Here is a 21,823-nt window from a genome sequence, read left to right as displayed (position 1 = left end):
TGTTTTTGAATGGGTAGGACGTCAAATTCTGCTTTAAGCAAATCGAGCGAAAGCGTTTGTATTCCGCCAGTTTCGTGGAAGCTGGAAGCGGAGTGTACTCGTGTACATGAGAACCGGAAGTCCGCTAAACTGGCGGAATGCGAACGCTTGCCGCCGATTTATATCGCTTATGGAATAGCTTCAGGGCCGCTAAGACCACAAGGAGGTGTAAAGAGATGGCAAGAACATATGAAATTATGTACATTATCCGTCCAAACATTGAAGATGAGGCGAAGAAAGCTTTAGTAGAGCGCTTCGACGGCATTTTAACTGACAATGGTGCGGAGATCATCGAATCGAAGGATTGGGGTAAACGTCGTTTGGCTTATGAAATTGAAGACCATAAAGACGGTTTGTACCAAATCACTCGTATTTCTGCTACTACTGCGGATTCTATCAATGAATTCGACCGTTTAGCAAAAATTTCTGATGATATCATTCGTCACATGGTTATTAAAGAAGAAGCTTAATATTCCCCGAGTTATGGCTCGGATTTTTATGAAAAAAAGAGAGGAGGTTGGTTCTACTTATGATGAACCGTGTTGTATTAGTTGGTCGTCTGACAAAAGATCCTGAATTACGTTATACTCCCGCTGGCGTTGCAGTTGCGACATTTACACTTGCTGTAAACCGTAACTTTACTAACCAAGCTGGAGAACGTGAAGCAGATTTCATCAATTGTGTTGTTTGGAGAAAACCAGCCGAAAACGTTGCGAACTTCCTTAAAAAAGGGAGCTTAGCAGGTGTTGACGGCAAGGTCCAAACGCGTAATTATGAAGGTCAAGACGGCAAGCGTGTCTATGTAACAGAAATTCTTGCTGAAAGTGTCCAATTCCTAGAGCCCCGCAGTGCAAACGGCGGCGGTAATAGTGGTGGCGGCTACAGCAGTAACAGTAATGATGGCGGTGGACAGCAGCAGTCGTATAGCACTAGCAATACTGGCGGCGGCGGAAGCCAACAGAATGATAATAGCTACGGACAACAGAATCAACAACAACCTCAATCTCAGAGTTACCAAGCACCACGTAACGCCGATCCATTTGCTAGTGATGGCAAGCCAATCGACATTTCAGATGACGATTTGCCGTTCTAAAAAGTGTGAAGTTTACGTATGACTGGATTTTAATTTGATAGGAGGAAACTATAATGGCTGGAGGACGCAGAGGCGGACGCCGTCGGAAAAAGGTTTGTTACTTTACTTCGAACGGAATTACGCATATCGACTATAAAGATACTGAGTTACTGAAGAAATTCGTTTCCGAACGTGGAAAAATTCTTCCTCGTCGTGTAACTGGAACGAGCGCTAAATATCAACGTAAATTAACGATTGCTATTAAACGCTCACGCCAAGTAGCATTATTACCATTTGTTGCTGAAGAGAAATAAAACCAGAACCTCCCGATTTCGGGAGGTTTTTTGGTTACAGCCCGAGTATAAGCGAGTAGTTAATCTGTCGAGGCTGTTATCGTCAAAGGGGAATACAGCTCACAAACAAACACACCAACCCTACAACCAACAATACAGAATAAGATTGTATTGTTTTCACATTTATCATTTAAAGCATTGACGCATATCCGCATTAAAGGTATGATGTACATAGACATTTTATAACAATAAAAAATGAGGAGCTACCATAAAATTATGTTTTGGAAATCATTATTAAGAAAAAAAACCGTTAGAAGCACTTATTCATAATAAAAGTAATAGTATTCACTTAAAGCAAACACTTGGCGCGATGGATCTTATTTTTCTAGGTGTTGGGGCAATTGTGGGAACAGGGATTTTTATTTTACCAGGAACGATTGCGGCGCTTTATTCAGGTCCAGCGATTGTGCTGTCCTTTGTCATCGCTGCGGTAGTCTGTGCGCTCGCAGCTCTTTGTTATTCGGAGTTTGCGTCGTCGGTTCCTGTGGCTGGCAGCGCGTACACGTACGGTTATATCATTTTTGGCGAGTTTATTGCTTGGTTACTTGGCTGGGCGCTGTTACTCGAGTATGGTCTTGCCGTGGCGTCTGTTGCGAGTGGTTGGTCATCGTATTTCAAAACGCTATTGTCAGGATTTCATATCAATATTCCCGATGCTATTTCTGGAGCATTTAATCCAGCGGCAGGCACGTATGTTAATATTCCAGCGATTGCGATTGTGGCGATTATTGCGTATTTATTAACGCGTGGAATTCGTGAATCAACGCGGGTCAATGCTTTCATGGTTATTTTGAAGATTAGCGTGATTTTGCTATTTATCTTGGTGGGCGCGTTTTATGTGAAACCGGATAACTGGGAGCCGTTTATGCCATTCGGATTTAATGGTGTGCTGAACGGTGCGGCATTGGTATTTTTCGCATATCTGGGATTTGACGCGGTTTCGTCGGCTGCTGAGGAAGTGAAAAATCCGCAGAAAAATATGCCGATTGGGATTATTGGGTCGCTGCTCGTGTGTACGGTTTTATACATCGCGGTTTCTATCGTATTGACCGGAATCGTTTCATATCAAGACTTGAACGTGGCTGATCCAGTTGCTTTTGCATTACAAGTCATCAATCAAAATTGGATTGCGGGTATCGTATCACTCGGCGCGGTGGTTGGGATGATCACGGTCATTCTCGTTATGTTGTACGGCGGAACACGCCTGATTTATGCGATGGGTCGTGACGGTTTGTTGCCGAAAAGTATGGCGGAAATCGATGCGAAAACAAACACGCCAATCAAAAGTACATGGACATATGCGATTGTTATCATGTTTTTCGCTGGATTCGTGCCATTAAATCGCTTGGCGGAACTCGTAAACATGGGTACGTTATTCGCATTTATGATGGTTTCGATTGGTATCATTTTCTTGCGTCGTAACAAGTCGATTGCAGGCGGTGGTTTTAAAACGCCACTTTATCCGGTATTGCCGATTGTGTCGTTCTTGATGTGTCTATTCTTAATTACAAGACTATCCGTCGAAACGTGGATTGCCTGCGGGATTTGGTTCTTGTTGGGCTTGGTTCTGTATTTCACATTTGGGCGTAGGAATAGTACGTTGAATAAATAGGGTTTGAAATGGAGATAGAAGTGCCGTCTATTTCTTATCATTTCGGTTTTATAATAAATAGCGCAAAATTTTCGAGTTTGAAAATGAATGGAAATCGTGCTATAATGAAATTGGAAATAGGATTAGCATATTAACACCCAAATACCCTAGCTGCGGTAACAGCTAGGGTATTTTTTATAGGGTTAGAAGTGTCGTCTACTTTTTATTGTGTCGATTTTCTAACATATAGTTGAAGTATGCAATAGTGCAACCAACTACAATCGGCGCAATAACACTGGAAAATAGGATTAACATATATAACACCTCCCTTCAGTGAAAAAGTTCATCTGAAGGTAGACGACGCCATAAGTATAGCATGATTCCTTAGATAGAATAAGAACAATTTTGTACTAATCAGAGCAAAATTTTTTTTCGCGTTGTAGTCCTTTTTCTTCCTTTGGTACAATAGGAGTAATAAATAACGTGATATCGAAGGAGTGCGACGGCGTATGGCAGATTTGGTTTTTGATAGTGATAGAATCGTTAGTGATTTATTAGTGAACTTTCAGCAGGTGAAAAATTCGGGCGTGATGGGCGTTGATAAGCGGATCAGGTTTTTGGTGGCGCAATTATTCACAAGTGAGCAGGAAGTGATGGATAGCCAGGCTTTTAAGGATACGACGACGCTTTTTAAGAAGCAATTGGGATTCTTTAATGCGCTCGATGGGAATACGCGGGCGTCGCTTGCCGGGCTGTTATTGGTGAATGGGCAAAATGATGAGAAGACAGTGGCGCGTGTCATTGATAATTATGAATTGCTTGTGGAAAGCGGATTCAAACGGACGAACTTTACGTATTTTGGTGCGTATTTGCTTTTGCGGACGGCGGATAAACCGCGAAATGTGGCGGAGCGGGCGCGTGATATTTATATGGCTTTGCGGAAGCAGCATCCATTTTTGACAGGGGCGGAGGATGTAACGTCGGCAGTGTTGATGGCGCAGCTGGATACGTCGCTTTCGGTGGAGCAGTTGACGGAGATTAATGAGTACTATTTTACCGAATTTAATCGTGCGGGATTCCGAAGAAATGATAGTTTGCAGTTTTTGGCGGCGACTTCGACTTTGATTTATTTGGAGCGTGACGCGAACTATGTGAAAAAGGTCGTGCATTTGGCGGAGGAGCTGGAGCGAGCGGATGTGAAAATTCGTCCGATTCATTATGTGACGCTCGGGATTTTGGCGTATGTGCGGGAGAGTACGGAATTGGACGCGGTGTTTTTCGATTTGCTTGAGGCGATGCGCGAGGATAGTGGACTGCGCTGGAATCGGGAGTTTTACACGGCAATGGCGCTCAGTTTGTACACCGAGGATCAGGCTCGGAATATGACGAAAGAGCAGGTTGAAAGTTTGATGGTGTCGGTGCATGTGTTGATCGCGATTGAACGGGCGGCAGCGGCAAGTGCAGCAGCGGCAGCAAGTGCGGCGGCTGCGAGTAGTGGTGGGGGTTCTTGATTGACTTCGCCCGCTTGTAGTGTGAAAATAAGAGGGTAAGCGTTTTATCAAATTATATAAAGAGGTGTTCGGATTGAACAAAATTAATCTTGGTAATACTGGTTTGCTAGTTCCTGAAATCGCGCTTGGCTGTATGCGTATGGCAGATTTATCGAAGGATGACGCGGCAAAAATGGTCAATACGGCGATGGATGCGGGGATTAACTTCTTCGACCACGCGGATATTTATGGTGGCGGAAAATCAGAAGAAGTTTTCGCAGATGCGGTCGGAATGAACCCGTCAGTACGCGAAAAAATGATTTTACAGTCGAAATGTGGGATTCGTCCAGGCATGTTCGATTTTTCGAAAGAACATATTTTAGAGTCGGTGGACGGTATTTTGAAACGTTTGCAGACGGATTATATCGATATTTTACTGCTTCACCGTCCTGATACGTTGGTGGAACCAGAAGAAGTAGCAGAAGCATTCACGGCGCTTAAGAAAAGTGGGAAAGTGCGTGAGTTCGGCGTAAGTAATCAGAATCCGATGCAAATCGAGCTTTTGAGTAAGTACGTGGAGCAGAAATTGGTTGCAAATCAGTTGCAACTAAGCGTAACAAACACAGGTATGATTGACGCGGGTCTTAATGTGAATATGACGATTGATCGTTCGGTGGACCGCGATGGTAGCATTTTAGATTATTGTCGTCTGAAAGATATTACGATTCAAGCGTGGTCACCGTTCCAATTCGGCTTTTTTGAAGGTGTTTTCCTAGATAATCCGAAATTCCCTGAGTTGAACAAAGTGATTGACCGTATCTCTGCTGAAAAAGGTGTAGAAAATACGGCGATTGCGACAGCATGGATTTTACGTCATCCAGCGAAGATTCAAACGGTTGTCGGCACGATGAATCCTGAACGTTTACAAGCGATCAGCGCGGCGTCCAATATTACATTAACACGACAAGAATGGTACGAAATCTATCTGGCAGCGGGTAATGAGTTGCCTTAATACTAAACGATAAAAAGCTATGCGCGCCAATCACCTAAGTTTCCAGACGATTGGCGCGCACAGCTTTTTAATTTATTTGAATCGTAGTGACACCTGAGGGATCATTGAAAAAGGCAAGTAATCCAATCCCAATCAGGATTAAAGCAACAACCGTATAAATAAGGCTAAGAATTGAGAGTATCAAAGTGGCCGTATTCATAGAGTTTTTCTCGATTTTTCGGGCTTTCACACTCGCGACGAGACTCCAAATTGCCAAAACAGTTCCAAACGGAATGAAGAAGGAAACGATAGAAAGGACTAGCATCAGGGTTTCATTGTTGGTTTTTGTCATAATTATACTCCTCTATAAATCAATTTTCACCGGTAAAACGGCTTTAAAAAGCTTATCCATCTGTGCCCAATCAGCGGGAGTCGTCATCTGCTGAGACCAATACATAATTGCGCCCAAATTTGCCGCATAAATATACGTCAACAACTCAGCTGGGATATCATCCGAAAGCGTCAACTTATCCATATTTGCCTCGATATCTTTCTGAAATTCCGTCAAGAAAAAGGAAGCCATCGTCTTAAAAAACGTATCATCATTTTTCTGCTTTTCGAGGACCAACTGCATATCCATGTATACCGTATCAAATCCAGACTGAAACGGATGATTAATCCGATCCTTGATATCTAACGCAAAATAGTCCTGAAACTGCTCATGCAACACATACATTAACAAATCATATTTATCAAAAAAATGCTTATAAAAAGTAGTCCGGTGAATTAAAGCTTCCTTACAAATGCTATTCACCGTAACGCTTGCTAATTCTTGCGTTTCAAGCATTTGCAATAGCGTTTTATAAAGTGCGTTTTTCGTTTTTCGCACGCGTAAATCCGAATCGTTCATCTACACATCTCCTAAAGTGTTGCTTAACTATACAAACTAAACAATCTGGCTCTTACATTTCATCTCGAAATCGTGTAATATACACTGTATGTCTATAAATATATAATAGCGTGAATCGAAGGAGGAAACAACCAATTGGCAAATTTACTTTACAAATTAGGACAGACCTTTGCAAAACACAAATGGAAAACAATCATTTCCTGGTTTGTTGTTTTAGGAATAATCGTGGCCGTACTGGCTATTAAAGGTATTAATTTTACAGATGACATCAAAATGAGCGGTCTGAAATCACTCGATACTTCGAATAAAATCGAGGAAGAATTCAAACAGGACAGTCAAAAAGGTAGCATCCGTGTCGTCTTTAAAAGCGACGAAGAAAAAGGCATCGTGACACCAGAATCACAAGCTGCCATCACGAAAGTTTTAGCAGAAATCAAAAAAAAGTGACGATAAAATAGAAAGTATCGCGAATCCATACGAAGCAAAAACAATCAGTCCAGACATGACAACTGCTTTTGCTGATATTAGTTACAATGTCAGCGCGCTTGCGGTAAACGAGAAATCTATTGATAAAGTTAAAGATGCGCTAAACGGCATGGATGACAAAGATCTTCAAACCGAAATGACAGGTAACGTCATGATTACGCCAATGGACATCGGCGGCTCCTCAGAAGCAATCGGTATCGTCGTGGCACTCGTGATTCTAATCATCGCGTTTGGTTCTGTTATCGCAGCAGGACTGCCAATCATCACAGCAATCCTGAGCCTTGGAACAAGTGTCGGCATCATCGCAATCATTTCAAGCTTTTTCGAAATGCCAAATGTCACGCTCACGCTTGCGGTCATGATTGGCCTCGCCGTGGCGATCGATTACGCGTTATTTATCCTATTTAAATACCGCCAAATCATCCGCACTGAGAAAAATCACCTAAAAGCAGTCGGACTCGCAACAGGAACAGCAGGTAGCGCCGTTATTTTTGCCGGAATTACCGTTATTATCGCCGTTTGTGGTTTATCCCTTGTCGGCATCGAATTCCTGACCGTGATGGGGCTTGCCTCCGCGCTCAGCGTTCTTTTCGCCGTGCTTTCCGCGCTAATCCTAATCCCAGCGTTCATCGGCATTTTCCATAAAAAAATCAAGCCACAAAAAGAAAAAGCTGGCAAAAAAGGCGACAACATTTGGACGAAATTCGTCGTTGGGAAGCCACTTATCGCATTCCTAGCTGCAGTTATCGTTCTAGGTGGACTAAGCATCCCATTTGGCTCAATGGAACTCGGAATCCCGGATAACGGTTCGAAACCAAAAGACTCCACCGAGAAAAAAGCGTACGATATTCTATCCGACAAATTTGGCGAAGGTTTTAACGGGCCATTAGTCATTCTAGCGGATACAACAGAAAAAGGCAGTGCTGCAAATCTAGCTGCAGTCACAAAACACATTTCTGGCATGAAAGACGTGGCCATCGTGACGCCGCCAATGCCGAATGCGAATGGTGACTACGCGCTGATTACTGTCATTCCAAAAACAGGACCGACGAGCAATAAAACAACGCAACTCGTTCATGACTTGCGTAGCTACGCAAAAACAGCAGACAGCAAGTATGATATCAATATGGAAGTAACCGGACAAAGTGCAATCAACATCGACATGTCGCAAAAACTCAACGACGCGATTCCGGTTTTTGCAGGCGTTATCGTTGTGTTGGCATTCATCCTGCTAACCGTTGTGTTCCGCTCGCTATTGATTCCACTAACAGCCGTACTTGGCTTCGTGCTTTCCTTAACAGCGACACTCGGCTTCACAACAATGGTTATGCAAGACGGCGTATTTAAAGAACTATTCGGCATCAGCACCACAGGCCCAGTTCTTGCCTTCCTGCCAGTTATCACAATCGGTATCCTGTTCGGGCTCGCAATGGATTACGAGGTATTCCTCATGTCCCGCGTCCACGAAGAGTACACGCTAACAAAAGACAACACGCATTCCATCAAAACCGGCTTGAAAGAAAGCGGCCCCGTCATCATTGCAGCAGCTCTGATCATGTTCTCCGTCTTCATCAGCTTCGTTTTCGCGCCAGATCCAATGATTAAATCAATCGGAATTGCGTTAGGTTTCGGTGTGTTGTTCGATGCATTCATCGTGCGTCTAACTATCATCCCAGCCCTAACAAAATTATTCGGAAAAGGTTCATGGTATATGCCGAAATGGTTGGATAAAGTGTTGCCATCATTAGATATTGAAGGGCATCATTTGAAGGATAAGAAGTAAGACAAAACAAGCTCTCGCACTAGAGGGCTTGTTTTGTCATCAGTTCCAAATGTTTATCCAAATATTTCTGATATTTCTCCGCACTTTTCTTCATATCCAGATCTTCGAAAATTTGAATAGCACAGAGCGCTGTTTCTTCACCCCGAGGTATATCCTTATTTTTAACAGCATTTATTCCTGTCAAAAATAAATACATATTCCGTTCATAAAATAGCTTTGGATTCTTCTGCTTTCTATTAATAAGCGTCAGGTAGTATTCTGCCTCCTCTAAATAATTACAGTCAAAACAGCGTATTGTTAAGTTTATCAAAGCGAGAAGAATATCTTGCTCATAAATCCCATAATTACTATATTGCCTAAAATTTTTCAGTAGCGAGTCAGCGAATACAAGTGTCGTGTCAATATCTAAAAAAACCATGTTGTCCGTGAAAATTTTTGTCTCAAAATGCCCCCAAGTCGCCGTTTTGGCGAGAAAGTCCTTGAGTGGTTGGATTAAGTCAGTAGAAATTACCTCACCATGCATCTTCTGAATAATGCAGCTTAGCTCGATACTAATAAGTAAGTAAAAAATATCAGAAGTTTGCTGATACAAGTGCGCAGTTTCTTCTTTTAATCGAAGCATATCCTCTAAATCTCGATTATCTGGGAATTGATGAATCCGCTTTTGAATCGTTTTTTTTTGGATTCTCCTTAAAGTCGTTATGGACAAACAGGAACTCGTCAATCTCGATATTTAGCTTATTTAGTATTTTGAAAAATTTATCTGCAGAGAGGTTATTTTCGCCTTTCTCTACTTTTGCATAAAAGGAGAGTGAAACAATATTACCCGCAACCTCTTTTTGTGTCAGCGCTTTACTAAGTCTTATTTCACGAATTGTTTCGCCATAGTTCATCTTATCACCTCATCTATTCAAGTAATTATCCAAATATTTTTGATAGCGCTTTGCATTATTGGTCATATTTAACGTATTCAAAATTTGGATAGCGCGTTCGGATTTTGCCCGTCCCTCAGTTACTTGATCATCCCTAATCAAACAAATACCATTCAGGAAAAGCGTGATATTTCGCTCATACAGAAATTTCGGGTTTTTCTTTCGTGTACTCAATAACTTTAAATAGTAATCGGTTTCATGTGTATAATCGTTATCTATACAAAGAATCGTCAAATTGATCAGTGCAGTAAGAATATGCCGCTCATGCAAGCTGTACTGTTCATACTGCTTCAAATTTTTGAGTAGCTTATTAGCAAACATTAAATTTGTCTCAATATCAAAAATAAACATGTTGTTCGTAAAAAGCATTGCTTCGTAATGTCCCCAGGTTTCAGTATCAAATAAATAGTTTTTCAAAGGCTCGATCAAAGCTACGTCAATCGGTTCGTCATTTAATTTCTGAATAATGCAGTACGTATCGATACTTAGTAATTGATAGAAAAAATCATCTGTTTCTCGGAACTTAAGATCAATTTCCGCCCGTAACTGGGTCATTTTTTCCGTATCATTTTTGAAAAAGGTTTGGAGCAAGTCTTGGCGTAATGTTCGTTTATACGGCTCATTATAACCATTATGTATAAATAGGAACTCATCGCCTTCCATGTTCAATCGATCTAAAATATCAAGCAGGCGGTCTGCGGCAATGTTGCTGTCGTCACGTTCGACCTTAGCGTAGAAGGAGTGCGAGATAATATTTTCGGCAACATCTTTTTGTGTCAGCCCTTTATTTATGCGGATTTGTTTCAATGTTTTACCATAACTCGTCAATCATGTAACCTCCCTTAATGAAAGAATAGATAGCAGATTGTCATATATGAGGTATAAGAATCTCCATGTGGTCATATATTACATTATACAATAGGAGATGCAAAAAAGATAATAATTTTTGATAAGATGTAATCAAGCAAGAGGAACACAACAAAAAAAATAAACGGGAGGCGAGATCATGTTAGAACTTGTAGACTTGATGGTTAGAATTTGGGATCGTGGTTAAAGGAGGCATATAGAAAATGCTGAGTTTAGAAAAAGAAGAAGAACTCGAAGAAGAAGAGCTTTTTGATGGTATTCATTTGAAAGAGAAGGAGGAATGGAACAATGTTTTTCAGTATATTATCGCTAATCAGAATATGGGATCGAGATTAAGCAACCAAGAGCTACATAAGATTGAGAAAAATATATCATAAGGAACACGGGTTTATGAGTACATCCCTTAAAAATTTAAATATAAATAGGAGGACTAAGATATGAAATTAAAAGAACGTGTATCCGAAGAGTTGAATGCAAAGTGGCCGTGGATTGTCATTTCGGTTATTGTTCCACCGATTTTCTTTTTTTTAAACAGACATTGGTTTATAGATGCGGATCCAATTGGAAAAAATCTAAATTTATAATATAGGGAGGAGATTTAGTGGAGCTGAATTTTGAAGAAACGCATGTTGAGGAATTAAATGCAAGTGTGTCATGGTAGCAGGCGGTGGTAATTATAACTGCTACAGTTGCTGTTGTGGCAGTAACATGAAGTGTATGATATAGAGTGATAAAGGAGGTTGAGACAATGAAGTTAAATTTTAAAGAAACACAAGCAGAGGAATTGAATGCTGGTTTTTGGCAAGGTGTCGGAATTGGAATTGGTGGAGGCGTCATTATTGGCGGTTTGATCGTACTAACATAAGTTATAAATTTGATAGATAAAGGAGGAAATAATGGTGAAATTTAACGAATTAGAACATGAAGGTTTAAACTGTGGCTGGTGTACTACTGGAGGCGTTGTTGGAGGAATTGTTGTAATTGGAGGAATCGTAGTTCTTACGTGATAAAAACAAAAAAGATAAAGGAGGAAGGATAGTATGAATAACTTAATATTTAAAGAGGTAAATAGTGAAGAATTGAATGGACATGTCACAGATTTTTGGATTGGTGTTGGTATTGGGGCAACGATTGTGGGCGTTGTAGTAACTTGATAAAGGGTGGTTAACATGGCAAAAAGAAGAACAGATTTATTATTGGTAATGTTACTAGCTTTAGGAATGATTAATTTGGTATTTAGGAATGTCAATACGGTATTAACCATCGCTATAACTATCGTAATGTTAGTAGTAGCTGCTAAATTGGTGAAATCTGTTGCTCTCACTAATAAGTGAGAGCAACAGATAGTTTTATAAAATAAGGAGTGTTTTAAATGGACGCGATAACTTTTTTAACGATAAATCACGGTATTTTCGAGACATTGGAAGTTTCAACAGAATTAGCAGATCAACTTATTGGTGAAGGTTATACAATGGATACATATAATTTTAATACAAACACATATGAAGACTATATTGATTATTTAGATTTTCAAGAATATGAAACGATGACATATATTTATACTGGTGAAATAGGGCGTTTGACTAATTTTGTGAACTATATTCAGCCAAATATCGAGACGGAGCTGAGGTATGTTTCTTTGGAGGATAGCTTTGCTAAGCATCATCAGGAAGGTACAGGCAAAGTTACTTTTAATGGTGAACAAGCGATTCAAAACGGTATTAAAGCTTTACTAACGGGGATTTATCCTGCAGAGTTTCAAGGGACTTTGAAGCATATTTACGTGGAAGATGCTTGCCTCAGCGCAGATATTGACCATTCTATTTTGGCTAAGATGGCGATTAATAGTTCTATTGTTGCGGGCGCAGGGACTTTTCCAGTAGGTGTGACTGCTAATTATCCGCAGATACTTGTGAAATTATCGGATTATATTGATAGTGATCTGTTTGTATATTTAGACAAAGAAGAGATCGATCAAAATGTGACGCGTTTTATGCAAATTGGGCAGGCATCACCCTTACCAGGGGAACTTGTAGTTGATTATATGGCGATTCAAGGTATTATCCCATCGTCAAGTCTATTTATACATTCAGATGGGTGCTTTTTGGACTATAGGAAAAGGTTATCGGTGAGTAGGAATGTGAGTTGTAGCTACTCAGAGTATCTTTTAAAAGTATCTGAAGCGCATGATGGAGATGATAAGTGGTCAGAAAAAGCGACGATTTCACACATGTACTATGTTTTGGCTAATTTAATGCGGCAATTACAGATGCAACGGAACCATGTTGTAACACCGTTTAATGCTTTCCAATTTGAAGCACAGGCAACCTACAAACAAGCGTTTGATTTTATCGGTATTGAGCACAATGGGAGTTATTACTGCTATTCTTTGAAAGAAAATAAGGTTTATGAGACGGAAGCAGACTTTTTAGCTCTTTTAGAAGCGTATTATAAGAACAGATTAGTAGAACTTGCGGACGATGTGCAGGAAAAAGTCGAAAGTTTTAGGGGGATTATCAATGCAGCCTAGCGATATGTTATTTGGAACGTTTAGAAATAAATATGATCAAGGTGCGCTTTTGGTGAAGGATTTTTATGATGATGCTTATTTCTCAGATGTGTATAACCAAATGTGCGAGACGATCAATGATAAAGATCAATATTTGGCGATGATAAGCCGAGATCAAAAAGTACTCGAAATCGGTACTGGATCGGGGCGGATGTTCCATTTCTTAACGGATGAAGGGTATGATGTTTCTGGTGTGGAACCGGCTGGCGAGATGCTAAAATTTATTAATCCGCTGTATCGGCATAAGGTGTATCAGATTGGGATTGAGGTTATTAATAGTTTGGGTATGATGCAGTTTGATTGTATCATTATCCCAGCGACGACGGTTTCTTTGTTTGATTTCGCGACGTTTGAGCAATTTCTCAAAGATGCAACAAACTTACTTACAGAAAACGGGGAAATAATATTTGATTTTTGGGATGAGAATTATGTGGATAAATTAGACGATTCCCTTCAAAAAGTGAAAATTGACGGTAAATCAGTATTTTATAGTAATTTTATCAGGGATGAGCAGCTAATTTTTAATATGTACACGAAAACGGATGAAAAAGGTAAGTTAGGTGTTTCTAAAAAGTATATTTATACGGAAAAATATCTACGGGAAGCGTGTGCGAAATATGGCTATAGTTACGCGTTACAAGAGGTAAAAGATCATTGTAAGATGGTGAGGTTGGCGAAATGAGTGCATATAATATACCGATGGGTAGTGTGAATCAAAAGCCACAAACGGGAATACAGGTTGTTCGAGCGGTAGATAGTTTTTTATATGACGACAAGAACCAGCGGTATCTCGATTTATGCAGTGGTTTATGGAATAATTCGTTTGGGTATGCAAATGAGTTGTCGCAGCAATTGGAAGCGGATTTCAAGCAGGTTCTTCAAACGGGCGTGCCATTTTTAGATATTCATAGTTATGGTCATCCGTTATACACGGCGTATGCAGAAAAGTTACTGGATTTCTGTAATGATGGGAAATACGATTTTGAGCGAGTGACTTATACGAATAGTGGTTCGGAATCAACAGAGCTTGCAGTGAAATATGTGAAGCATCTGCGCGGTAATAGGAAATTGATCAGTTTTGCGACTGGATACCACGGTACATTTTTTGCGGGTATGAATGTGAGTGGTTTGGATGAAATCGTAACGGAAGACTATCATTCGAAAGCGACAGAATGTACTTTTTTACAAGTTCCTAAAAGTGAGGCAGAGGAGGCAGCGATTTTCGAGTATGTACGCCAAAATCATCATGATATCGGGGGCTTTTTCTTAGAGCCAGTGATAGGATCGGGTGGCGTCTATCCATTTTCGCCAACATTTTTGAATACACTGCTAGAGTTGTTGCGAAAATATGATATTATTTCTGTTTTTGATGAAGTGGCGACAGGATTTTATCGAACGGGATCGAGATTTTACTATCATAACTTAGACAGCAACCCAGATCTATTGCTTCTTAGTAAAGCGATTAACAATGGTGCAATACCGTTTGGAGCTGTAGTAATGAGTCATAAAGTTAGCCGATATCTTCAGAATTCAGATGTTCATGTAGAGCATTTTTCGACGCAGAATGGTAATTTACTAGGAGTCCAATCAGCGCTTACAACACTAGAATACATACTGGAAAACGAGGAGCTGCTGCAAACACAAGTAAATACGATCGAAAAAACGATTTTGGATCTATTCAGCGATGGACGAACGAAAATCCATGGCAAAGGCGCGATGTACTCTATTGAAATAAACGATTTGGCAAAGGTAATCCGAATATGGAACGAGCTAAGGGAAAACGGAATTTTAGTATACTACTATTCGGCGGGCCAAGAACAGAGCGGTTTAACCTTATTTCCAATCTTACTAACGACACAAAGAACGATGGAAAAAAGCATGAAGTTTATACGACAAAAATTATGAGGAGGGTATATAAATGCAAGCTGTAGGTACGATTTCTATTAAGAACGTGATTCTAGAGTATCATCGCAAGCAAGAAGCCATTTTTTATTTTTTAATACGCGTAATAAAAGGTATTTAGAAGTGGATGAAAACACGCTTAATTACATAAAAGGCTATGAGCAAGAGCCGGAGAGCAACGATATTCTAGAAGATTATTTGTATAAAAAGAAGCCGAATATGCTTAATTGGAAGTTTTTAAATTTGAAGCTAGATTCCAAAATAGTTTCTGATACAAATCAGCTTTTGACTCGAGTATTCAATCGCTATGTTTGTATCTTACTAATGCTTATAAGTGTGTTGATGATACCGTTTATTGTGATGCAGGCAACGGCTATTAATATCCAGGAGCTCTCGCTCAGCTATGTTTTCGTCGTATGGGCTGCACAATTTGGCATTATTTTCATCCATGAGATAGGACATTATCAAGAGTATATGAAGCATTTTAAACGGGATAATATCTATTGTGGGCTTCAACTACGCTATTTTTGCCTGATGTTATTCTATGTGGATGTATCATTTCTCGGTACGCTATCTAAAAAAGAAGCAGATCAATATTATCGTTGGAGGCGTGCGAAACCAAATTATTTTTAGTGGCATCTTAAGTTTTAGTTTATTTACTGACACTAAACACAGCGGTTCTACTCATTATATTAGTCAATTTTAGCATTATGGCCTTTAATTTAATGCCATTCATGAAGTTAGACGGATTTTGGTTAGCGAACGTGCTGATGGGTACGAAGAATTACATGAAAAACTTCCGAGCAATATTAGCGGGAAAAGAGCCGTTCCAAAAAAAGCATTGTAATTTGGGGCGTTTTCAATAGCCTAGCAATTGCGATTACAATCTTAGTTTTCGTTGTAAGTATATATCAAAATTACATCTCGTAGTTAGGAGGAAAATACAAAATGAAGAAAAATGCGATCATTCTGGGCGCGGATGGCTATCTTGGCAAAGAGCTAATCCATCAAGATTTTGAAACGATTGTTTGCATCGATAAAAATTATGATAGTTGGGGCATTCGTGAAGGGAATAAAATTTTTTATAACGCTAATATTAACTTGAAAGAGGATCGAGATCGACTTATCACAGCGCTAGACGAAGAGGGGGTTGCAATCGATGTACTTGTAAATCTAGTCGGTGTTAACAATCAGAAGAACTTTTTCAACATTACGGAATCAGATTGGAATAATACGTTTTCTAATAATATCAAATCGATGGTTTTCTTTTTAAAGGCCATTTATACCTTGTTTTCAGAAAAAGTGGCAATTGTTAATATTGCGTCACAAAATGGTGTGGTCGCCCATGAAAATAGGATTGCGTATGGTCCATCTAAAGCAGCGTTGATTCAGCTGACAAAAAATTTGAGCATTGATTTTTTAAATGATGCAAAGAAGGATATAAAAGTGAATTGCATATCCCCGTCATACATTTTGAATGATTCGAATAAGGAATTTTTTCAAAGTTTTGAGGGAAAAAAGTTGATTAAGCGTATTCCATATAAAAAAGTTGTGACCGCACCGGATGTTATTGAGGCGATCATGTTCTTAATCTCAAGTAAAAGCGACGCGATTCGAGGTCAAAATCTTATTATTGATTATGGGTACACTATTGTGTAAAGGAGGAAAAATAAATGGGATTGAGAATTAGCAATCTAAGAAAAGAATTCGGTGATTTCACAGCGCTGAATCAATTAAATTTAGAGCTTGGACAAGGTGAAATTTTAGGATTAATTGGACAGAACGGGGCAGGGAAAACAACGGCATTTCGAATGATTCTAGGCCTTCTATCAGAAACATCTGGCACGATTACTTGGAACGGTGAACCATTAAAGCGTCTGGATAAAGATATCATTGGTTATTTGCCAGAAGAGCGTGGATTAAATCAAAAAATAACCGTCCAGGAGCAAATCATCTTTTTTGGCGAACTACATGGTATGAAAAAAACCGATATTAAAGCCCGATTAGATGATATTTTAGAAGAGTTTGGATTGCTAGAGAAGAAAAAAGAAAAGGTCGGGAATCTTTCTAAAGGAAATCAGCAAAAAATCCAACTCATCGTAAGCATCATCCATAAGCCAGCATTACTAATTCTTGATGAACCATTTAGCGGGCTCGATCCAGTAAATGCGGAGATATTGAAAAAAGCGATTTTGCGACTTAAAGAAGAAGGAACATCTATCATTTTTTCTAGTCATCAAATGGCGAACGTAGAGGACTTGTGCGAAAAGGTCTGCTTATTAAAGAGTGGGGAAACCTTGTTTTCAGGGAGTATTAGCGATTTGAAAAAAACATATGGGAAGAAAATTATTTATCTGAAAACGGATAAAAAAGATACTGATATTGCTCAACTAGATGGCGTGGAGAGTGTAGCGCTTCATAAAGAGGAATATAAAATTAAGATAAAAGAGGAAGCTAACGCAAAACCTATTTTCCAAGATATATTAGGTCAGCAGTTATTCATTGAGAAATTCAGTCTAGAATATCCGACATTGGAAGAAATTTTTAAAGAAAAAAATAGGAGGATGAGTCATATGAAAAAATTTAGTGTTATTTTTAAACAACTCTATTTGGAAAAAGTTAAATCAAAATCTTTTATGGTAATCACGGCGCTTTTCGTACTTACAATTGTTGCTGGGAGTATCCTGCCTAATATTGTTAGGGACATAACAAAAGAGGATATTACAATTAAAGTGTTGAACCAAAGCTCTATAAGTGAACTGCCGCCAATATCAGCGATTAATAGTAATATACATATTTCTGCAAGTACTAGCGAAGAAGCAGAGTTGAAAAAAGAAGTTGAGCAGGATGAGATTAATGGTTACTTGATTCTCAAAAACCAAAATGCCAAGCAAGTGACGGGAGAATATATTTCAACTAACTTGTCCAATGTGGCTGTTAATGACTCTCTAAATGCCTATATTCAATCGATAAATCAAGGATTATTAATTGCTGCGGCTAACTTAAGTGCTACTGATCTAGAACAAATGGCTGCTACAGATTCAGCGTTGAAACTTGTGAATTTAAACGAGGCGAATGATCTTGCCTCATCGGATCATGCTTTTATCTTAATTTACGGCTTAATTTTCTTGATTTACATTTTTGTTCTACTATATATGAACATGATTGCAACAGAAATTTCAAAAGAAAAAGATTCTCGGATTTTAGAGGTTATTATATCAAGTACTCATCCAGTGGAGCATTTTTTAGGCAAACTGTGCGCCGTTATTGCTGTAGCGCTAACGCAATTATCAGTTTTCCTCGTAGGATTATTGCTAACTCTTAGCTTTTCAAAAGCCGACTTCATTCAAAACACGGTAAAAGAGCAGCTATCCTTAATACCGACGTCACTCTATGTGTATGCTGGAGTCTTCTTCTTACTAGCACTTATTGGCTTCTCTGTTGTGGCAGCTTTACTGGGCTCGCTCACATCAAAAGTTGAAGAAGTTGGGCAGTACACGATGCCACTTGTGATGATTCTTTTGGTAGCATTTGTTGTGGCGGTTCTTGGAATTTCGAATCCAGATTTATTGATCATTAAAATTATGTCGTATATTCCACTGATATCGCCAGTTGTTATGTTTGTTCGAGTAGGACTTACCTCCGTACCGGGTTGGGAAATTGTAGCTTCGATTCTTATTCAATGCGCATTTAATGGAGTAGTTATCCTAGCAACGATTTATTTCTATCGTGGTACAGTCTTAACTTACAGTACAAAAGGAAGTTTTATTCAATCTTTCAAACAAGCTTGGGGGTTGGCGAAATATGATGCTAATTAATCAAGGTGAGTGTATTTGGGACAAAACGGCGTTGCATTCTGGTAGCTGGTTTATCAGAGACTTCAAACATAAGAGAATAATGTAGAAATGGGATGGGAAATCTGAATCTAGATTTTCTATCCCTTCTTCGTGATTCTAAGGAATACTCTGAAATTTGTTGTTAATTTTTGGTAACGGAGGTTGGGAATCCATAAAATAGTTTTTTATTCCCTGCTAAAAAAGAAAGCATGTTACATTTTCGCTTCATAGTAACATTCAAAACGCGATTTATGGTATGATTAGAGTATTCTTATCTTCGTGAAAAAAGGAGAATAGGATACTAAAGGGATGCTTGGAGTTTCATGTTTTACAAGGCTAATTACATAACAATAGACACCTAATTTCGATGCTAATCTAAGAAAGCAAGGGGGCTTTTCGCTGATGTCAGGCTTTTTTCAGAAAAGAATGCTAAAATATCCATTGTATGGGCTAATAGCAGTCGTACTTGTCCTGACAGTTGTCACTTTTTATTATAAGTGGTGGTTGGCAGTACTTTTATTTGTTGCTATTACATCGCTCATTATAACGCTGTTTTTCATGGAGAATCGGTTGAATAAAGAGGTTCAGGAGTATATTTCGAACTTATCGTATCGGATTAAGCGCAGTGAGGGTGAGGCGCTGGTTGAGATGCCGATGGGGATTTTACTATATGATGAGAATTATAATGTAGAATGGTTTAATCCATTTATGGCGAAATATTTTGGGCAGGATGATGACATTTTGGGTTCGTCGCTTGCGGATGTTGGACCGGAGTTTTTGACGGTGATTCGTGGGGAAGAGGACCAAGGGATTCAGTCGATTGCATGGCGGGAGCACCGTTTTGATACGATTGTGAAACGGAAGGAACGCATTATTTATTTGTATGATCGGACGGAATATTATGATTTGAATACGCGTTATCAGGCGGATAAATCGGTTTTTGCGATTATTTTTCTGGATAATTATGATGAGTGGACGCAAGGAATGGATGATCGTAGACGTAGCGCGCTGAACAATTTGGTGACATCGATGCTCACCAATTGGGCGAAGGAACACCGGATTTATTTGAAACGGATTTCGTCGGATCGCTTTATTGCCTTTTTGACGGAGGCGCAGTTGGAACGGTTGGAAGAGGAGAAATTCCAGATTCTTGATCGGATTAGGGAGCGGACGTCGAAGCAGAATATTCCGTTGACACTCAGTGTTGGGATTGGTTACAAAGAGGAAGATTTGATTAATTTGGCGGATCTTGCGCAGTCGGGGCTTGATTTGGCGCTCGGTCGTGGCGGGGATCAGGTCGTAATCAAGCAGCCGGAGGGCCAAGTTCGCTTTTATGGCGGCAAGACGAATCCGATGGAAAAAAGGACGCGGGTTCGGGCGCGGGTTATCTCGCAAGCGTTACAGGAGATCATTACGCAGAGCGATCAAGTTTTCGTGATGGGACATCGTTATCCGGATATGGATGTAGTCGGTTCGAGTCTAGGTGTGATGAAAATCGCGGAAATGAACGAGCGGCAAGGTTATGTCGTGGTCGAACCGGGGAAAATGAGTCCGGACGTGCAGCGTTTGATGCGCGAAATCGAGAAGTATCCTGATGTGATTCGCAACATTATCACGCCACAGGCAGCGCTTGATATGATTACCGATAAGAGTTTGCTGGTCGTCGTCGATACGCACAAACCGTCGATGGTTATCAATCGCGAACTGTTGGAAACCGCAGCGCATGTCGTGGTGGTCGATCATCATCGCCGTTCCGAAGAATTCGTGGAAAACCCTGTGCTCGTCTACATTGAGCCGTATGCTTCCTCGACGGCGGAATTGGTCACGGAGCTTTTCGAATATCAACCAGCCACTGAAAAAGTTGGCAAAATTGAAGCGACAGCGCTCCTTTCGGGAATTGTTGTCGATACGAAAAACTTCACGCTTCGCACCGGTTCACGTACGTTTGACGCGGCGAGTTATTTACGCTCGCTTGGTGCGGACACCGTTCTTGTGCAACAATTTTTGAAAGAAGATATTGAGACGTTTAGGCAACGAAGTCGTTTGGTCGAGTCATTGGAAGTGTATCATGACGGAATGGCGATTGCGACGGGACGTGAAGATGAGGTATTTGACACAGTCATTGCGGCCCAGGCGGCAGATACGATGCTTTCGATGGAGAGCGTTCAGGCCTCATTCGTCATTACGCTACGCCCGGATAAGATGATCGGTATCAGCGCGCGTTCACTCGGCGAAATCAATGTCCAAGTGATTATGGAAAAACTGGGCGGCGGCGGACATTTATCCAATGCGGCCACTCAGATAAAAAATAGTACAATTTCAGAAGCTAAAAAACAACTTTTACAAGCCATCGATGCTTATTGGAAGGGAGAAAACTAAGATGAAAGTTATATTTTTAAAAGACGTAAAAGGAACAGCTAAAAAAGGTGAAATCAAAGAGGTAGCAGAGGGCTATGCGCAAAACTTCCTTATTAAAAAAAGGTCTAGCAACAGAAGCGACAAACACGAGTATCAGCGCGCTTGAAGGCCAAAAAAAGAAAACTGAAAAAGAAGCAGCACAGGAACTCGCAGACGCGAAAGCTTTGAAAGAAACCGTTGAGAAACTGACCATTGAACTTAAAAACAAAATCAGGCGAAGGCGGCCGACTTTTCGGATCAATCACGTCGAAACAAATCGCACAAGCCTTAGAGAAAGACCATAAAATCAAGGTCGACAAACGCAAAATCGACCTCCCAGAAGCAATCCGCGCACTAGGACACACAAAAGTCCCCGTGAAGCTACACCATGACGTTGTTGCAACACTAGATGTTCACGTCAGCGAAGAATAAAGAAAAACCAGGTTTTCACGATTGAGAGTCAAAACGAGCGGGCGCCGACAAGCGCTTAGATCCTAGGCAAAGCCGAGCAGAGGAGCATACGATTTGTATGTTGACTGAAAACAGGGAGGGAGTCTTATCCCCGACCATGTGAGAAGTTATGCGAAACGTAGTGTAGAAGAGCA

Annotated in this window: 22 protein-coding genes and 2 pseudogenes; 18 read left to right on the top strand and 6 right to left on the bottom strand. The window is 40.2% G+C overall.

The window, feature by feature from the left end; all coding sequences use genetic code 11:
• Positions 1 to 215: 215 nt before the first annotated feature.
• The 4 genes from rpsF (at position 216) to PCORN_RS13180 (ending at position 3,076) form a co-directional block, all read left to right on the top strand.
• Positions 216 to 509: a 30S ribosomal protein S6 gene (gene rpsF / locus PCORN_RS13195; protein ID WP_036081486.1), complete on the top strand. Its 294-nt coding sequence runs from the start codon at positions 216 to 218 to the stop codon at positions 507 to 509.
• Positions 510 to 568: 59 nt separating this feature from the next.
• Complete coding sequence (ssb, locus tag PCORN_RS13190) at positions 569 to 1,132, top strand: single-stranded DNA-binding protein (protein WP_036081483.1); 564 nt, start codon at positions 569 to 571, stop codon at positions 1,130 to 1,132.
• A gap of 53 nt (positions 1,133 to 1,185) precedes the next feature.
• Positions 1,186 to 1,425 carry a 30S ribosomal protein S18 gene (gene rpsR / locus PCORN_RS13185; protein WP_036061496.1) on the top strand — a complete coding sequence of 80 codons (240 nt, stop codon included), beginning with the start codon at positions 1,186 to 1,188 and terminating at the stop codon, positions 1,423 to 1,425.
• Between the two features lie 301 nt (positions 1,426 to 1,726).
• Positions 1,727 to 3,076: a branched-chain amino acid transporter BcaP gene (locus PCORN_RS13180; RefSeq protein ID WP_051999477.1), complete on the top strand. Its 1,350-nt coding sequence runs from the start codon at positions 1,727 to 1,729 to the stop codon at positions 3,074 to 3,076.
• Between the two features lie 195 nt (positions 3,077 to 3,271).
• Here the strand turns inward: PCORN_RS13180 and PCORN_RS21395 are convergent, their stop codons facing one another.
• Positions 3,272 to 3,370: a type I toxin-antitoxin system Fst family toxin gene (locus PCORN_RS21395; RefSeq protein WP_149024356.1), complete on the bottom strand. Its 99-nt coding sequence runs from the start codon at positions 3,368 to 3,370 to the stop codon at positions 3,272 to 3,274.
• Positions 3,371 to 3,564: 194 nt separating this feature from the next.
• Here PCORN_RS21395 and PCORN_RS13175 point away from each other — a divergent pair, with 194 nt between their 5' ends.
• Together PCORN_RS13175 and PCORN_RS13170 are read left to right on the top strand one after the other, a co-directional pair.
• A complete protein-coding gene (locus tag PCORN_RS13175; protein ID WP_051999476.1) occupies positions 3,565 to 4,566 on the top strand; it encodes a DUF4003 family protein in 1,002 nt (333 codons plus the stop codon).
• A gap of 73 nt (positions 4,567 to 4,639) precedes the next feature.
• Complete coding sequence (locus tag PCORN_RS13170; RefSeq protein ID WP_036081480.1) at positions 4,640 to 5,557, top strand: aldo/keto reductase; 918 nt, start codon at positions 4,640 to 4,642, stop codon at positions 5,555 to 5,557.
• 67 nt (positions 5,558 to 5,624) lie between these two features.
• Here the strand turns inward: PCORN_RS13170 and PCORN_RS13165 are convergent, their stop codons facing one another.
• On the bottom strand, positions 5,625 to 5,888 hold the full coding sequence (locus tag PCORN_RS13165; protein WP_036081478.1) for a hypothetical protein: 264 nt from the start codon (positions 5,886 to 5,888) through the stop codon (positions 5,625 to 5,627).
• 12 nt (positions 5,889 to 5,900) lie between these two features.
• A complete protein-coding gene (locus PCORN_RS13160; RefSeq protein ID WP_036081475.1) occupies positions 5,901 to 6,446 on the bottom strand; it encodes a TetR/AcrR family transcriptional regulator in 546 nt (181 codons plus the stop codon).
• Positions 6,447 to 6,581: 135 nt separating this feature from the next.
• Here PCORN_RS13160 and PCORN_RS13155 point away from each other — a divergent pair.
• Positions 6,582 to 8,715 (top strand): annotated as a pseudogene (locus PCORN_RS13155) (MMPL family transporter).
• 19 nt (positions 8,716 to 8,734) lie between these two features.
• On the opposite strand, the gene PCORN_RS13150 reads toward PCORN_RS13155, so the two are convergent.
• From PCORN_RS13150 to PCORN_RS13140, 3 genes are read right to left on the bottom strand one after another with little or no spacing between them, the layout of a single operon-like run.
• Positions 8,735 to 9,337 (bottom strand): Rgg family transcriptional regulator, encoded by a 603-nt coding sequence (locus tag PCORN_RS13150; RefSeq protein WP_036081473.1) that lies wholly within the window; start codon positions 9,335 to 9,337, stop codon positions 8,735 to 8,737.
• A 16-nt stretch (positions 9,338 to 9,353) separates the two neighbouring features.
• Positions 9,354 to 9,608, bottom strand: a complete 255-nt coding sequence (locus tag PCORN_RS13145; RefSeq protein WP_036081470.1) for a helix-turn-helix domain-containing protein — start codon at positions 9,606 to 9,608, stop codon at positions 9,354 to 9,356.
• Positions 9,609 to 9,617: 9 nt separating this feature from the next.
• On the bottom strand, positions 9,618 to 10,475 hold the full coding sequence (locus PCORN_RS13140; protein ID WP_036081467.1) for a helix-turn-helix domain-containing protein: 858 nt from the start codon (positions 10,473 to 10,475) through the stop codon (positions 9,618 to 9,620).
• A gap of 242 nt (positions 10,476 to 10,717) precedes the next feature.
• Between PCORN_RS13140 and PCORN_RS19445 the strand changes: the two genes are divergently transcribed.
• From PCORN_RS19445 to rplI, 11 genes and pseudogenes are all read left to right on the top strand, one after another.
• Entirely contained in the window at positions 10,718 to 10,891 is a 174-nt protein-coding gene (locus PCORN_RS19445; RefSeq protein ID WP_159102597.1) for a hypothetical protein, read from the top strand.
• A gap of 60 nt (positions 10,892 to 10,951) precedes the next feature.
• Positions 10,952 to 11,098 carry a hypothetical protein gene (locus tag PCORN_RS19440; RefSeq protein WP_159102596.1) on the top strand — a complete coding sequence of 49 codons (147 nt, stop codon included), beginning with the start codon at positions 10,952 to 10,954 and terminating at the stop codon, positions 11,096 to 11,098.
• A 585-nt stretch (positions 11,099 to 11,683) separates the two neighbouring features.
• Positions 11,684 to 11,848 carry a hypothetical protein gene (locus tag PCORN_RS19435; protein ID WP_159102595.1) on the top strand — a complete coding sequence of 55 codons (165 nt, stop codon included), beginning with the start codon at positions 11,684 to 11,686 and terminating at the stop codon, positions 11,846 to 11,848.
• 38 nt (positions 11,849 to 11,886) lie between these two features.
• Positions 11,887 to 13,044 carry a hypothetical protein gene (locus PCORN_RS13135; protein ID WP_036081463.1) on the top strand — a complete coding sequence of 386 codons (1,158 nt, stop codon included), beginning with the start codon at positions 11,887 to 11,889 and terminating at the stop codon, positions 13,042 to 13,044.
• Entirely contained in the window at positions 13,034 to 13,765 is a 732-nt protein-coding gene (locus tag PCORN_RS13130; RefSeq protein WP_036081460.1) for a class I SAM-dependent methyltransferase, read from the top strand. Before PCORN_RS13135 ends, PCORN_RS13130 begins: the two co-directional genes overlap by 11 nt.
• Positions 13,762 to 14,988, top strand: coding sequence for an aminotransferase class III-fold pyridoxal phosphate-dependent enzyme (locus PCORN_RS13125; protein ID WP_051999473.1), 1,227 nt, complete (start codon positions 13,762 to 13,764; stop codon positions 14,986 to 14,988). The genes PCORN_RS13130 and PCORN_RS13125 overlap by 4 nt, the downstream gene beginning before the upstream one ends.
• Before the next feature lie 120 nt (positions 14,989 to 15,108).
• Positions 15,109 to 15,618, top strand: coding sequence for a hypothetical protein (locus PCORN_RS13120; protein WP_036081457.1), 510 nt, complete (start codon positions 15,109 to 15,111; stop codon positions 15,616 to 15,618).
• 315 nt (positions 15,619 to 15,933) lie between these two features.
• The gene (locus PCORN_RS13115; protein ID WP_036081454.1) at positions 15,934 to 16,644 is read left to right on the top strand and encodes an SDR family oxidoreductase; all 711 of its coding nucleotides are present in this window, start codon (positions 15,934 to 15,936) and stop codon (positions 16,642 to 16,644) included.
• Between the two features lie 14 nt (positions 16,645 to 16,658).
• On the top strand, positions 16,659 to 18,803 hold the full coding sequence (locus PCORN_RS21135; RefSeq protein WP_065520142.1) for an ABC transporter permease: 2,145 nt from the start codon (positions 16,659 to 16,661) through the stop codon (positions 18,801 to 18,803).
• Positions 18,804 to 19,223: 420 nt separating this feature from the next.
• The gene (locus tag PCORN_RS13105; RefSeq protein WP_036081451.1) at positions 19,224 to 21,200 is read left to right on the top strand and encodes a DHH family phosphoesterase; all 1,977 of its coding nucleotides are present in this window, start codon (positions 19,224 to 19,226) and stop codon (positions 21,198 to 21,200) included.
• Position 21,201: 1 nt separating this feature from the next.
• Positions 21,202 to 21,650 (top strand): annotated as a pseudogene (rplI, locus tag PCORN_RS13100) (50S ribosomal protein L9).
• The last annotated feature ends 173 nt before the right edge of the window (positions 21,651 to 21,823 follow it).

It is taken from the genome of Listeria cornellensis FSL F6-0969, from assembly GCF_000525855.1.
GTDB lineage: Bacteria > Bacillota > Bacilli > Lactobacillales > Listeriaceae > Listeria_A > Listeria_A cornellensis.
This window is presented reverse-complemented; position numbering and strand designations above follow the sequence as displayed.